Origin of the sequence: Clostridium sp. Marseille-P7770, from assembly GCF_902143525.1 — a bacterium.
Taxonomy (GTDB): domain Bacteria; phylum Bacillota; class Clostridia; order Lachnospirales; family Lachnospiraceae; genus Pilosibacter.
This window is the reverse complement of record NZ_CABFVC010000003.1, coordinates 337,725-351,371: the sequence shown is the minus strand read 5'-3', so window position 1 is coordinate 351,371 and position 13,647 is coordinate 337,725. Positions and strand designations below refer to the sequence as shown.

The 13,647-nt window shown below is 39.5% G+C and carries 12 protein-coding genes and 1 pseudogene; 5 read left to right on the top strand and 8 right to left on the bottom strand.

What is annotated here, in order from left to right:
* From tnpA (FN001_RS08760) to FN001_RS08735, 6 genes and pseudogenes are all read right to left on the bottom strand, one after another.
* On the bottom strand, window positions 1-441 hold the full coding sequence (gene tnpA, locus FN001_RS08760; RefSeq protein WP_486463496.1) for an IS200/IS605 family transposase: 441 nt from the start codon (window positions 439-441) through the stop codon (window positions 1-3).
* 246 nt (window positions 442-687) lie between these two features.
* Window positions 688-1,488 (bottom strand): AraC family transcriptional regulator, encoded by an 801-nt coding sequence (locus FN001_RS08755; protein WP_142411565.1) that lies wholly within the window; start codon window positions 1,486-1,488, stop codon window positions 688-690.
* Between the two features lie 400 nt (window positions 1,489-1,888).
* Window positions 1,889-2,048, bottom strand: a pseudogene (locus FN001_RS08750) (hypothetical protein); the annotation flags it as partial.
* The gene (locus FN001_RS08745; protein ID WP_207705623.1) at window positions 2,002-2,121 is read right to left on the bottom strand and encodes an NAD-dependent epimerase/dehydratase family protein; all 120 of its coding nucleotides are present in this window, start codon (window positions 2,119-2,121) and stop codon (window positions 2,002-2,004) included. The gene FN001_RS08745 and the pseudogene FN001_RS08750, both read right to left, overlap by 47 nt.
* Window positions 2,122-2,170: 49 nt before the next feature.
* Complete coding sequence (locus FN001_RS08740) at window positions 2,171-3,568, bottom strand: MFS transporter (protein WP_142411564.1); 1,398 nt, start codon at window positions 3,566-3,568, stop codon at window positions 2,171-2,173.
* Between the two features lie 48 nt (window positions 3,569-3,616).
* Window positions 3,617-6,655 carry a glycoside hydrolase family 2 TIM barrel-domain containing protein gene (locus tag FN001_RS08735; RefSeq protein ID WP_142411563.1) on the bottom strand — a complete coding sequence of 1,013 codons (3,039 nt, stop codon included), beginning with the start codon at window positions 6,653-6,655 and terminating at the stop codon, window positions 3,617-3,619.
* Window positions 6,656-6,854: 199 nt separating this feature from the next.
* Here FN001_RS08735 and FN001_RS08730 point away from each other — a divergent pair, with 199 nt between their 5' ends.
* On the top strand, window positions 6,855-7,718 hold the full coding sequence (locus FN001_RS08730; protein WP_142411562.1) for an AraC family transcriptional regulator: 864 nt from the start codon (window positions 6,855-6,857) through the stop codon (window positions 7,716-7,718).
* A gap of 647 nt (window positions 7,719-8,365) precedes the next feature.
* Here FN001_RS08730 and FN001_RS08725 read toward each other — a convergent pair.
* Window positions 8,366-9,358, bottom strand: a complete 993-nt coding sequence (locus tag FN001_RS08725) for a helix-turn-helix transcriptional regulator (RefSeq protein WP_118321049.1) — start codon at window positions 9,356-9,358, stop codon at window positions 8,366-8,368.
* Window positions 9,359-9,603: 245 nt separating this feature from the next.
* Between FN001_RS08725 and FN001_RS18435 the strand changes: the two genes are divergently transcribed.
* Both FN001_RS18435 and FN001_RS08715 read left to right on the top strand, forming a co-directional pair.
* Window positions 9,604-10,263 (top strand): helix-turn-helix domain-containing protein, encoded by a 660-nt coding sequence (locus tag FN001_RS18435; RefSeq protein ID WP_243121978.1) that lies wholly within the window; start codon window positions 9,604-9,606, stop codon window positions 10,261-10,263.
* 81 nt (window positions 10,264-10,344) lie between these two features.
* Window positions 10,345-10,548 carry a hypothetical protein gene (locus FN001_RS08715; protein WP_142411561.1) on the top strand — a complete coding sequence of 68 codons (204 nt, stop codon included), beginning with the start codon at window positions 10,345-10,347 and terminating at the stop codon, window positions 10,546-10,548.
* A gap of 115 nt (window positions 10,549-10,663) precedes the next feature.
* Here FN001_RS08715 and FN001_RS08710 read toward each other — a convergent pair whose 3' ends face one another.
* Entirely contained in the window at window positions 10,664-11,059 is a 396-nt protein-coding gene (locus FN001_RS08710; RefSeq protein ID WP_142411560.1) for a phosphatase PAP2 family protein, read from the bottom strand.
* A 419-nt stretch (window positions 11,060-11,478) separates the two neighbouring features.
* On the opposite strand from FN001_RS08710, the gene tnpA (FN001_RS08705) reads away from it, so the two are divergent.
* On the top strand, window positions 11,479-11,919 hold the full coding sequence (tnpA, locus tag FN001_RS08705) for an IS200/IS605 family transposase (RefSeq protein WP_142411559.1): 441 nt from the start codon (window positions 11,479-11,481) through the stop codon (window positions 11,917-11,919).
* Entirely contained in the window at window positions 11,882-13,000 is a 1,119-nt protein-coding gene (locus tag FN001_RS08700) for an RNA-guided endonuclease TnpB family protein (protein ID WP_142411558.1), read from the top strand. The genes tnpA (FN001_RS08705) and FN001_RS08700 overlap by 38 nt, the downstream gene beginning before the upstream one ends.
* Window positions 13,001-13,647 lie beyond the last annotated feature (647 nt).

The window sequence follows — 13,647 nt, the reverse complement described above, 5'->3', positions numbered from 1 at the left end:
CTACTCTCTTTTTTCCTTCTCTTTTTGTCCCTCAATATATGCCATTACCTGATCCCGGCTTCGGTCACTCACGGTAACTGCACAATAGGATGGATTCCACAAATGTCCTCCCCAAAGCTCCTGTTTTAGTTCCGGATGCGAAAGAAACAACTGACGTGCCAGATTCCCCTTCATAATCTTTATCATATCTGATATAAAGAATTGCGGTTTACAATCCAGAAGTAAATGAATATGATCCGGCATAACTTCCATTGCCAGAATCTTAAATTTGTATTCCTTCGCAAGCTCATACAGCATCCTTTTACATTCTGCATCTATCCCATTCTTCAGAACCTGTTTTCGATATTTCGTGCACCAGACAAGATGGTACTGTAAAGAATACACATATCCTCTACCATATGAAAGTGCATTTCCCATAATAGTAAATATATCTTTTTCCATGTTTTAATTATATCATATGTTTCTATATATAGCAAACACTAGTTCTGCTTTTTGCAAGAAGATTTGGCACACCTAACTCATCACTAAAGTAACGAGAATGCGGTGTGCCGTTTTTCAATTATATGTGTCTATTTTAATTCTGGAAACAGTTTCTCCAATTCTTCATGAAATGTCCCATTCCTTAATGGTTTGCCGCAGCGTCTCGATGGTCTGCGTTTTCTGCTCATTTTCCATTAATAGAACCGTTTATAACAACATATCTTTCACGCATTTACTCCGATAGTCACTCGGCGATATTTTGTATCTTTCTTTAAATGTTCGGTTAAACGTTCTTTGACTTTCAAATCCACTATCCAGACAAATATTTGTAATAGAATCCCTCGTATTTTCCAGACGATAACATGCGTAGTTTAACCTTGCATCATTAAGATATTGATTGAAATTTCTATGAAATATTTGAGAAAAAAGCCTAGATAAGACATATTTGCTTACCCCCAGATCTTTTGCCATCTCTTCCAGCGAAAACTTTTTTTTGAAATTTGCTGATATATAGGAAACCGTCTGGTAAATCAGATCCCTGCTTCCCACATTACTCTTTTCTACCAAATTCAATTTTCCCATGCAACGTGCTAACACAATCTGAAGATATGCCTGTGCAACAGTTATATCTGGCTGTTCTGTCTCTAAAATTGCATTTATAACTCTATATACCTCTTGTCCAACCTTTTCCGCTCTGATAATCGGATATTCGGGAGCCATGGATTGCATGATATCTGCAAATTTACTAATCACTAATGGCGATGCAATCAGATAAATGGCCGTATTTACACCGGGTGTCAGTACCTGATAGTGATGAATGATATCTGGAAATACAAATCCAATATCTCCTTTTTCCATATGGTAAAGTTCCTGTCCGACACCAAGCTCTAATGCTCCATTTGTTACACATACAATCTCCAGTGCATTATGAAGATGAGGTTCAATATGTTTTGACTTCTTATTGACCGCTATAATTTCCTCTTTTGTGTCAACATATTTTAACTGCATGAAATACTCTCCTTTGCAACATTTGTCTATATCTTCTTTCGATTTGGCAAGCAATCCTTTTTTATCTATCCTATAATCGACTTGTAAACAAGGAAAGGAGGAATTGCAAATGAGCAACCTTAAAAAATACCTGAATGACCTTTTACTATTCTACACAGAATATTTTGCGCATCCATACCATGTATAAATACTAAACAGACTGTTTTGTGAAAACTGAATATTTTGCTTAAGACCATTTCACAAAATGATGTGGTCTTTTTTATAGACTTTCTATAAATCTTTTGAATACAACTTTTCCTTCCTCTGTTCTCTTATATCTGGATCATCCATTTAATCCACTTTGCAATCCATAAGCGACCAATTCAGAAATCAGCTGATCAATCATTTTACTGCCCTTATATTATGCTTCATAACCATTCGGATGATTTCTATGCCATTTCCATGCAGTTGTAATAATCGTCTCAAGATCATCAAATTTAGGATTCCATGGCAAGAATATGAGCCTGTGCAAGGTCATTCACATGGATGTAATCCCTTACGCACGTACCATCTTTTTTCTCCTGCGGCAATCAACTCATACACAGTATGGGAACCAATATAACCAGCTCCGCCTAATACCAAAATACTGCTCATAGATCATTTCTCCTTTTCTTTTTTTGATTAGCTTTTTCCCTGTCAAATGCTAATTCATGTCTGATGCATCTGTTATTTCATCTGCAGCAATTCCTTTTTCTGCTTTCAGTTTCTTGTTTGCACCTTCTACATTCATTCTTGAAAGTACAAACATAATCAATACATCAAAGATTAATGGAAGCCACAAATACATAAACTGCATCATATCAAGTGCTGATTGTGGCTGAGATGCTTTTGTTCCGACATATCCGCTGAACTCAAGCATCCATCCAACAACAGCGGTTCCAATACCGCCACCAATCTTTACGCCTAGAGACGTACAAGAGTACATAGTTCCGTCAATTCGCTTTCCCTGTGTAAGATAAGTGTATTCAGAGCAGGAAGCAATGACCGCATTCATATCTCCCTGCCATGGTCCCTGTCCTAATGCTGCAAGAGCTGTAAACGCCATCATAAGCGGAATATTGCCCATATATCCGGCAACAACAACGAGTGCTCTACCAATGACTGCTAAAACATAACCTCTCAAGTTCAGTTTATACATACCCTTCCACTTACCCACTAATGTCGGTGTGAAAATCAAGGCAATGATCAGTGGAATGTTTACCGCCCATGCAAACTGGCCAAACAAATTTTTATTTTTCAGCACCCAAGTCATATAATAGATCCCGGCTCCGATCATGGCACCGTATAACTGCTGTAAAATATATGTTCCACAAATCATCATGTAATATTTGTTTCTGACAAGAAGCTTGAATGCCTGTACCATTCCATACTTTTCATTATCATTCTTTACTTCTCCTTCATTAAGTTCCTCCTCCGGAAGTTCCTTAACAGAAAGTGCTGAAATCGTATTTACGACAAGGCCGATAATTGCATAGATAATGGCAACCGTTCTCCATGCTGCGACATCCCCACCACATTTATCTACAAATCCAACTGTAATCGCCTGAATCAGAAGACTTGTTGAAAACGCAAAGATAAAACGGTAAGACCCCATCTGCACACGCTCTTTGCTGTTTTTTGTGATCAGTGACGTAAGTGCTGAGTACGCAATATTGTTTGCTGTATAAAACACACCATTTAACAGTGTATAAGAGATAAAGAACCATGCATATTTAGCAGTCGTCCCCAAGCTGACTGGTACCGCAAAACAGCAGACTAATGTAATGGCGCAGCCAATATATCCATACAGCATCCAAGGCTTTGCTTTTCCCATTTTACTGTGTGTTTTGTCAATCATTGATCCAAAAAATATATCCGTGAAACCATCAAATAGTTTTGATACGGCAATCAGGGTACCTACGACACCTGCAGCAAGTCCTACTGAATCTGTCAGATAGGGCATCATGAAGGATGTCAGGAACGCATAGACTACATTACCTGCAATATCACCCGAACCATATCCAATTTTGTTATACCATTTTAAATACTTTTTTTCTCCCATAGGACAACCATACTCTCCTTCCTTGTTTACAGGTCACCTGAAATTTTATTACCCCTTTACATACGGTACTAGAGTAAACTGGAACCGGAACAATACATCATCAAATCGGTACTGATCCAATAAAACCGGGCCACAACTATTAGAGCCAATTCCATTTAATGCATAATCAACACAAAATACTACACTATCTGATTCTGTCAATTCATAATTATGCGTTTTCTTCTCAAGTTCTTCCTGTGTATAATAAGAAGCATTAAATGAAAAAGCGTTTTCCGCAGATACCACAATGCCATATCGGCTGTTGTTAAGTTCTACGTATTCACAATCATAATGACTACCATTTTCCTGTGGGCGGATATAATCCTCATGCAGGTCACCTACATTTGCCCGATACAGGCCATGACTCGCAGCCTGATGCTTATCTCGATAGCTTTCCTGTGGTCCCATTCCAAAGTATCTGGCATCTGTAAGTTTCTTGTCCAGAAACATTCTCACACCAAATCTCGGCAGATCCGGGAACTCATCATCTTTTGTTACTGCAATATCTGCATCAATCCGTCCAATGTCATCAATTTTCCATGCAATCATCACGTCAAGAATCTTCTGTACTGTTTTTGCCACAACAGAAGCATGGCTTATAATCTTTACCCCATGTCTTCCCTGCACGACCTCTGTCGTATAGGCTCTTGTATAAGCCCTATCATAATGTGCTTTCTTCCATTCAGACTTAATGTACATATCGTTATCTGTTGGAGCTCTCCAAATATTTAATTCCATCGGATGGTTCAGGTATTCCCGCCCCGCGAATTTCATCTCTGTAAAGAGTGCAGTACGTTTGTCTATGGTATAAGCAAATTCACGCCCCTTGATATGAATCTGTGTATCATTTTCATTTACCTGTAGTTCAGAGTCCACTGCTGTTTTTTGTAGCCATTTCTCTGCAAGTTTACATTTTGCATCATCTTTGCTTACCTCAATTTCATCAAATCCAAGAATATAGTTTTCATCCAGCAGTGGCAATTTCTTTTTCAGATGGTAAATAAATTTTAAATAACATTTTCCACTCTCTGGCACATTGATTTTAAGGTCTATTTTTCCTTCACTGTGTGGTGCCGCTGAAACCTCTGGAAGTTTACCTTTGCTGATTACAAGCCCGTCCTGTGTCAGTTCATAATTGATCTTCACATAATCTTTCAAGTCGTCAAAATCCATGTAGTTATGAAGCACCAGTTCTCCGCTTTCTTTATTATAGGAAATAACTCTTGCCGGACGATAAACATTCTTGTATTCCAAAAGCCCTGTGTGCACCGTTCTGTCCGGATATACTAATCCATCCATGCAGAAATTACTATCATGGATTTCTTCGCCATGATCACCTCCGTAAGCGTAGATTGCCTTTCCATTCTCAGCAGTCCCATGAGCAATCGCATGGTCACACCATTCCCAGACAAAGCCGCCGCACATTTTATCGTTATCCTGGATCATCTGGAAATAATCTTCAAAATCTCCAGGACCATTTCCCATACTGTGACAGTACTCTACCAAAAGGAATGGTTTGCTTCCATCCTTGTCCAGATATTCCTGAATCTCAGAAAGAGCTGGATACATACGGCTGTACACATCCAGATTGCTGTAATCATATGTTTTATCGTAATTACGATATCTTGCACTCTCATATTGGGTGATACGGTCTGGATCAAATTTTTTTGTCCATTCTAATGCTTTTTCAAAGTTACAACCATATGCGCTCTCATTTCCCATTGACCACATGACAATACAAAAACGGTTTTTATCACGTTCCACCATGAGTTTCACACGATCAACGATTGCCTCTTCCCATACCGGGTCATCAGCAATCTTTTCATTCCACCGCTTGAACCGGTTATAATCGATGTCTTCTTTTCTGTAGAGCATAAATGGTCCATGAGCCTCAATATCTGCTTCATCTATCACCATAAATCCATACTTGTCACACATTTCATAGAAAAATGGTACATTCGGATAGTGGCTGGAACGGATCGCATTAAAATTATGCTGTTTCATTAACGTAAGATCCGTTATAATCTGTTCCCGGCTGATCGTAAACCCAGTAACCGGATCAGAATCATGACGATTGACTCCACGGAATTTAATCTTCTGTCCATTTAAGTAAATAACCTGATCTTTAATCTCTATCTTTCTGAGTGCAATATGATCTACGATTACTTCATTTTCTGTCTCGAGAATCAATTTATACAGATATGGATTTTCTGTATTCCAAAGTTCCGGACTTGCAATTTCTAAAACAGCAGCTCCTTCTTCGGCAATACTTCCTACTGCTACAACTGCTCCGTTTCTGTCTTCTATCGAAATCTTTACATTTACTGGGAAGTAAAACTTCATGTCAAGTTCTACTTTTGCAATCATATCCTCAATTTTTGTTTTTATATGGTAATCGCTGATTGCCTGCTCCGGACGTTTTAAAATGTACACATCCCGGAAAATACCACTCATACGGAATTTGTCCTGATCTTCCAGATAAGAACCATCACACCACTTCATTACTAAAACTGCCACGGTATTCGTTCTATCCTGAAGTACATCGGTAATATCAAACTCACTGGTCATATGTGAAACCTGACTGTATCCTACGTAAGAGCCATTGATCCATACATAAAAGCAACTGTCTACCCCTTCAAAGTTCAAAAAGGCTCTTGAAGCTTTCTCATCTCTGCTGTAATCAAAAGTATGCACATAAGCTCCACACGGAATATCCTGCGGCACGTATGGCGGATCAAACGGAAACGGATACCGGATGTTTGTATACTGATGCACATCGTATCCTGCCATCTGCCATACACTCGGAACCTGAATCCCATCAAAGTGTTCCGTATCATAATCCTTCTCAAAGAAAGAATCCTGAATGTCATAAATGCTGTTAAAATACTGGAATTTCCAAGTTCCATTCAATAACTGCATACGATCTGATTCTTCTCTGTGTTCCACCAGGTTATCCATTCTTTTGGATGCCGGAATATAATAGGCTCTGGCTGGCATTGTGTTTTCATGCAATACACTTAAATTCTCATAATAACGCGGTACAATCATAGATAGCTCTCCTCCAAAACATATACTTTTTTGCTCTTTGTTCTCCCACAGAAAATCTTATTCTTTCCTTTTATTCTTACGTTTCTTTGTTTTCTAAATATAGATTATCCTAATCCGCAAAATATGTCTATGAATTAGATTGGACAAAATATGCACTAAATGATACAATAATAAAAAGTATGAAAAGAGGTGCCGTCCTATGTATATGAACGCCGGTTATTTGAACCACTCACATATGGATTTTAAAGACAAAAGTCGTCCACTGATTGTAGGAAGCTGTGGTACTTATCGTCTTTCCAGCCTTTCCAAACTCCCCACCTACCGTCCAAGAGGACGTCTGGATTATCAGATTATATATATCACTGCTGGTTGTGGACATTTCCATTTTGATAATGTAGATAACGAAACGATTGTTCCTGCCGGTAACTTTGTACTTTACAGACCGAAAGAACTTCAGAAATATGAATATTATGGAGAAGATAAGACAGAAGTATACTGGATTCACTTCACAGGAAGCGATGTGAAAAATATCTTACGCCAATATGGATTTCCAGATAAAGAACGTATCTTTCAAGTTGGTTCATCTAACGAATATGAACGGATTTTCAAACGTATTATCATCGAGCTCCAACGCTGTCAGGATAATTATGAGGAAATGCTTGTCCTTTTACTACGCCATCTTTTAATTAGCTTTCACCGGGAACTGACTAGAGAGCACATATCAAAAAATGAATATCTTGATCATGAGATGGATATCGCTATTACCTTTTTCAGTGAAAACTACCATCAGAATATCAATATTGACGATTATGCTGCCTCACGAGGGATGAGTGTCAGCTGGTTTATCCGAAATTTCAAAAAATTCACTGGTTCCACACCAATGCAATTTATTGTAGGAATCCGAATCACCAATGCTCAGATTTTACTTGAAACAACAACTTATTCCATCAATGAGATTTCTAAGATTGTCGGGTATGATAACCAGCTTTATTTCAGCCGACTCTTCCACAAGCTAAAAGGATATTCACCTAGAGAATACCAAAAGATAAGAAATAAGTTCTGAAAACCATAATATTATAAGAATCCAATTTATCTAAAAAGAGGATTAAAAATGTTACATTCCTAGTTTTCTTATCACAAGTTGCTTCATAAACTCGTTGCATAATTTAGATATTCTGTGTATGCTATAGTTAGTAGATGGGCTATATGCCTATCATGTTGCCTAACACATAAAATCCGAATTTCTCTCCGGACTTCGGGTGCCGGACAGTTGGCTGGCAACGGAAAAACCAGTCATTAAAGGAAGGTGTCATCTGCTACGGCAAAGGAACCTTCCTTTTAAATTTGCCAAAATGCAATGGATATAAGGATTTCAATTATGACTAAAAACAGGCAATAGTGATCATTACAAAATGAGCCAAACAGTATCAACATCTTGACATGTTCTGAAATCATCAGCATCTCTATTTTCCACTATTTATGAAATTTCCAAAATGGAACGATTTGAAAATGTACTTTATTTTCTTCCCTAAAACCACTCCCCCACTACATCCGGACAATAAAAAATGTACTTTATTCTGTTTCGAAATAAAGTACATTCTGAAATAAAGTACGTTTTGAAATTTTTGTACTTTATGCTATAATCCTTGTATCTAAGCCATTTATTAACCAATAACTATAAAGTACAAAATTTTTTACTTTTCTGACATATCAGCCTCCGTACTGTTCCATCAGTCGGGAAGCTTCTCTCTTCATGGTTTCCACAACATCCTCCGGTCCGAGAATTTTTACATTTGGGCCCAGTGAAAATACCCAGGCCAGGAACTGCCGGCTGACACGGACATCTACATTGGCGGTGACATGATCTGCATCTGCCGGGAACAGCATGATATCTCTCCCAAATCGGTCAATGATAACCCCGACCAGATCATTATGGATCAAAAGCTTAACCTTTTCTTCCTTACCGCCATACATGCCAAAACTTTTTTTGGTATAATCTGCCATATTGAGTTTTGAGAAAGCTTCTTTTCCATCACGGGGCTCTTCTGATAAATTGATTTTCAGCATTTTGTCTACACGGTAATGCTTTATCTTTTGAGCCTCTGAATCAAAACCGATCATATAATAATTCTCATCATCCCACAGGAGTCCCCATGGGCTGATATGATACCATTTTCCATTATGCCGCAATTCCATTTCCTTTTTCGCGTTCCACTGGTAATATTGAAATTTGATCTTCCGGTTTTCAGAAATAGCGGCATGAATCGTATTGACCGAATAATAGATGCTTTCATTCATCGTTTTGATCCGGCCGGATACATAAACCTGACGCTGCAGCTTCTGGGCATCATATTTGCTTACCAGTTTCTCGAGCTTTTTGATCAGAATATTCGTTTTCTTTTCTGTAATAAATTTAGATGATTGAATGGCATCTACAAGCAGCTTCAGTTCCGGCAGTTCAAATGGTCTGCTGACCACATGATAATGGTAACGATTGCCGACAGACTCACCCTCAACCTCGATTCCAAAAGAGGACAGGTCACGCAGATCATTATAAAGGCTTTTTCGATCCGCAGTGATGTCGTATCGTCTTAGCGCCTCCATGATCTCTGCCATCGTGATATAATGCTCGTCATCTGTCTGTTCCAGCATAATTTGAGCCAGACGATATAATTTTAATTTCTGATTGGTTCCTTTTGGCATAATCATACTTCCCTTTTCTTTGCAAGCTATTTCATACTATATAGTGATAGTATACAATAAATTTTTTAATTTGCCAGAATGAAAATCCGACTGGCGGAACTGATACCTGTATCATAGCATAGATGGTGTCCTATAAAATCACCAGCTATCATGAAAAAGCAATTTTCTGCTATTCATTTTCTCGGTTTTATGTTAATATAAGGACAGTGTTTCGGGATGGAGCAGAATCATGGAGGAATGAGCAAATGGAACCAATGTATCTGTCAATCCGGCCAGTAGAAACCGGGAAGCGGATCAAACAGTTACTCTCGGAGCAGAACTATACGATCCGTGAAATCCAGGGAGCTTTTGGTTTTGAAAACCCGCAGGCGATCTATAAATGGATCTCCGGAAAATCTCTGCCGAGCCTGGATAACTTTATCATCCTCAGCAGACTGTTACATACCAGTATCGAAGATATCCTCGTCATTGACGGGGATATTTCTTTTTCACGGATCTTCTTAAACTACAGGTTCAATGACATTCCGGCTCGTCTCTCTTATAATCATACTATAAGAAAACGATACGGAAAAAGTGTAAGGAGAGAAAAACTTATGAAAAATTTTTTGAAACTGGGCGGACTTTCCATACTCTCTTGCCAGTACATGTACGTCGACCATGAAGACTATCTTGCAGATGCTCTGTTTGCGCAGAATCAGGTTCCCGTACGATTCGGTCATGAATTTAAACGAAATGGTTCTCCGTACTGCATTATTACCTGCCGGGTATGGAAGAAGGACATCGCCGGTTTTGAGAGGACCATGGAATCACTGTATAACAAGACGCTCCTGCTCGGTCATAGCGATTATGCGGAATTCTGTGAAGAACTTATGGGAATGATCGAAAAGGAACGAGGTGCTGCATGATAAAAATTTACGAGTCCTTTTTAAGGGACAGCTTTTGATGTATTATAAAAATATCAAAGAAATCAGTCAGGAGGAAACCATATGAGTAACGGATATGACCATAATTCATACCATGACAGCCATTGTGAAGGACCGTATTGCAATTGTGACGAAAGACGATACGGATATCATTCATCCGGGTCGGATCTTGTAGGCGCTGTATGTGTGATTCTGGCACTGGTTGCATTGCTCGCATTCCCGCCGCTTGGATTTATTATATTTTATGCATGGGTATTCTCCAGGTAAGTGGCCTGGCCGCAGCATTGTTGGAAATATTATGATCGGAAAAGCGCATGGATGACAGAAACACCCATGCGCTTTTCTATACTTGCGGGATCTTCGAAGGCAGAGAATTTTTGCTCTATTCAGTTGTATTCCCACTGATCCGCCCGTAGATCCGGTCCAGCAGCCAGCATACTGCAAATGCGGTAACAACGCCCAGAATAGCTCCAAACAGTACATCCGTCGGATAATGCACAAAAAAGTACATTCTGCTGAAACTAACCATGGCTGCAAACGCATATACCCCGATCCCCGCCTTCCTGTAATAATGGGAAATTGCCATCGCGCTTGAAAAAGCGAGGTAGGTATGGACGGATGGGCAGGAAAAGCTTCCCGGCTTTTTCACGATCAGCGCAACGGTGGAATCCACTGCACAGGGACGCGGTCTCGCGATCAGGTCTTTCAGCCACTCATTTCCGACTACCGGATCTTCCGGCTCCAGCTGCTGTCCGAACAGCCGCTTTATTTTTCTCATTGTGTTATTTTCCTCCTCTTTTGCATGGCACAATTAAAAATGATCTGTTTCTGTCAGGAGACTATAACACATTTTTCTTGGGAAGCACCACGTGTTCGTTAGGAAAGGAGTGTTTTAACAAGAATCAGCAAGAATTCTCCCACCTCTATAGGTGGTGAGATGAATTGCCATCTCTTGCATAGTGCGATAGTTGGTATGTAGATATCAGATTATTGCACATAGCTGTGCTGTGTATTGTAAACTTCTCCTATATTGATTTTTGCAGTCGTGCTATATCATCAATCCTGCATACAATGAATAAGCCTGAAGGAAAAATAGATTGCAGATCAAACAGAACAAATGTTCTGAAATGTAATAGACAAATGATTTCATTTGTGATATAATTAAATCAGTCGAAATAAAAAGAAAGGCTGATAAATATGAGAGAACTTGACAATAATGCACATTCAGTATTTTTACTCTGTTATCATCTGATCCTGGTCGTAAAGTACCGGAAAAAGGTCCTGAATGATCCGATCTCGGGTCGCGCACGAGAAATCTTTGAATATATCGCGCCCAAATATCATATCACCCTGGAAGAGTGGAATCACGATGAGGACCATGTCCATATCATGTTCCGTGCACATCCGAAGTCGGAACTCAGTAAATTTATCAATGCCTATAAAAGCGCCAGCAGCCGTCTGATCAAAAAAGAGTATCCGGAGATCCGGCAGAAGCTCTGGAAGGAAATGTTCTGGAGTCAGAGCTTCTGTCTTCTGAGTGCCGGCGGAGCTCCGATCGAAGTGATCCGCCAGTATATCGAGACGCAGGGGGAGAAAAAACATGAACGTAGTATACCGGTTTCGGATCTATCCCAATAAAATACAACAGGAACTGTTTGCAAAAACATTTGGATGTGTCAGGTTTGTATATAACCGAATGCTGGCAGAAAAGAAGGAATGCTATGAAAAGACCGGAAAAAACCTGAAGGTCACTCCGGCAAAATATAAGGCAGAGTTTCCATGGCTAAAAGAAGTGGACAGTCTTGCTCTGTGCAATGCCCAGCTGCATCTGCAGACTGCTTATAAAAACTTTTTCCGGGATCCATCGTTTGGATTTCCAAAATTCAAGTCAAAAAAGAATCCTGTTAAAAGCTATACCACAAACAGTGTCAATGGAAATATCCTGTTAAAAGATGGGAAGCTGAAGCTCCCAAAGGCAGGCTGGATCCGGATCCGGCAGCATCGTAAGATCCGGGAAGATGCCTGCTTGAAAGGTGCATCCGTCTGTCTGGAAGCTGATGGGCGGTATTATGTTTCTCTTCTGTATTTTTGTGAAGAAAAGCCGGTGGAAACAAGGAACATAAGGCAGGCCGTCGGACTCGATTTTTCCATGAAAGAACTATATGTAGATTCCAATGGAAAACATGCAGGTTATCCGCACTATTTCAGAAACAGCGAGGAAAAACTGGCGAAAGCGCAGAGAAAACTGAGTCATTGCCGGAAAGAAAGCAATCGTTATAAAAAACAGCAGAAAAAAGTGGCGCGGATCCATACACATATCGCTCACCAGAGAAAAGATTATTTGCATAAAGAATCAAGAAAGATAACCAATTTCTATGATATCGTATGCATCGAAGATCTGGATCTGAAGACGATGAGTGGGGAACATCATTTTGGAAAAAGTGTCCATGATAACGGCTGGAGAATGTTCACAGATTTTTTGCAGTATAAACTGGAACGGGAAGGAAAGAAGCTTGTCCGCATCGACCGCTGGTATCCCAGTTCCAGAACATGCAGCTGTTGTGGAAAAATAAAACATGATCTGAAACTGGAAGAGCGGGTATATCTTTGCAGCTGCGGAAACCGGATGGACCGTGATGAAAATGCGGCAGCCAACATCTGTCGGGAGGGTCTGAGAATGTCCGGGATCATATTAGAAAAAAGCGAAAAAGCATCATAAAAAGATATCAGCCAAAAAGAACCGTGGGACACACGGGGATCGCTCGTGAATGCTTTGCCCAACGGGGTAATCGAACGAGAAGCCCCCACTTCAAGCGTGAGCTAAGTGGTGGGAGTATGTCACTTCTAAAACAATTGTGGATGGACTTTTTTTGAAGAAAATATCCCTCAATTTAATAAAAATAGTGTTTTATGGCAAACTTTAAACTACTTTTTATATTTTATAGGACTAATTCAAAATATTAACTCTACTATTACAATGCAAGTGGCTATTTTTCTCCGAATTGACGCTCTATTTCAATAAAAGCATAGTCAACTTGCATCTTCCATTGTTCTGTGTCTCTCACACCGTATTATTGCGTAAAACTCGGGTTTTGCGAAATAATATGGGCCGTTTCGGCGGGTTCTGAGCCAAATTGTTTTAATTGTGTGCGCACACTTTTGAATTTTCTGACGTTTTATCTGCTTTTTTACACCTTTTCCCTGTATTCAACTTTGTTCTCTCCGCTTTTGCCTGCTTTTTCTCTGACTTTTGTCCCTTAATAGCTATGTATAGCAATATCTATGTATAACATGTATATCATTCACATGATAAAGTTGACTCCTCTCCCATGCCATGCTATACTAAGAACAATGCAGGAGGTACGG

Bases quoted from the DNA above. Each gene is read 5' to 3' on its own strand.
- tnpA (WP_486463496.1), bottom strand. From the start codon at position 441: ATGGAAAAAGATATATTTACTATTATGGGAAATGCACTTTCATATGGT.
- FN001_RS08755 (WP_142411565.1), bottom strand. From the start codon at position 1,488: ATGCAGTTAAAATATGTTGACACAAAAGAGGAAATTATAGCGGTCAAT.
- FN001_RS08745 (WP_207705623.1), bottom strand. From the start codon at position 2,121: ATGAGCAGTATTTTGGTATTAGGCGGAGCTGGTTATATTGGTTCCCAT.
- FN001_RS08740 (WP_142411564.1), bottom strand. From the start codon at position 3,568: ATGGGAGAAAAAAAGTATTTAAAATGGTATAACAAAATTGGATATGGT.
- FN001_RS08735 (WP_142411563.1), bottom strand. From the start codon at position 6,655: ATGATTGTACCGCGTTATTATGAGAATTTAAGTGTATTGCATGAAAAC.
- FN001_RS08730 (WP_142411562.1), top strand. From the start codon at position 6,855: ATGTATATGAACGCCGGTTATTTGAACCACTCACATATGGATTTTAAA.
- FN001_RS08725 (WP_118321049.1), bottom strand. From the start codon at position 9,358: ATGCCAAAAGGAACCAATCAGAAATTAAAATTATATCGTCTGGCTCAA.
- FN001_RS18435 (WP_243121978.1), top strand. From the start codon at position 9,604: ATGGAACCAATGTATCTGTCAATCCGGCCAGTAGAAACCGGGAAGCGG.
- FN001_RS08715 (WP_142411561.1), top strand. From the start codon at position 10,345: ATGAGTAACGGATATGACCATAATTCATACCATGACAGCCATTGTGAA.
- FN001_RS08710 (WP_142411560.1), bottom strand. From the start codon at position 11,059: ATGAGAAAAATAAAGCGGCTGTTCGGACAGCAGCTGGAGCCGGAAGAT.
- tnpA (WP_142411559.1), top strand. From the start codon at position 11,479: ATGAGAGAACTTGACAATAATGCACATTCAGTATTTTTACTCTGTTAT.
- FN001_RS08700 (WP_142411558.1), top strand. From the start codon at position 11,882: ATGAACGTAGTATACCGGTTTCGGATCTATCCCAATAAAATACAACAG.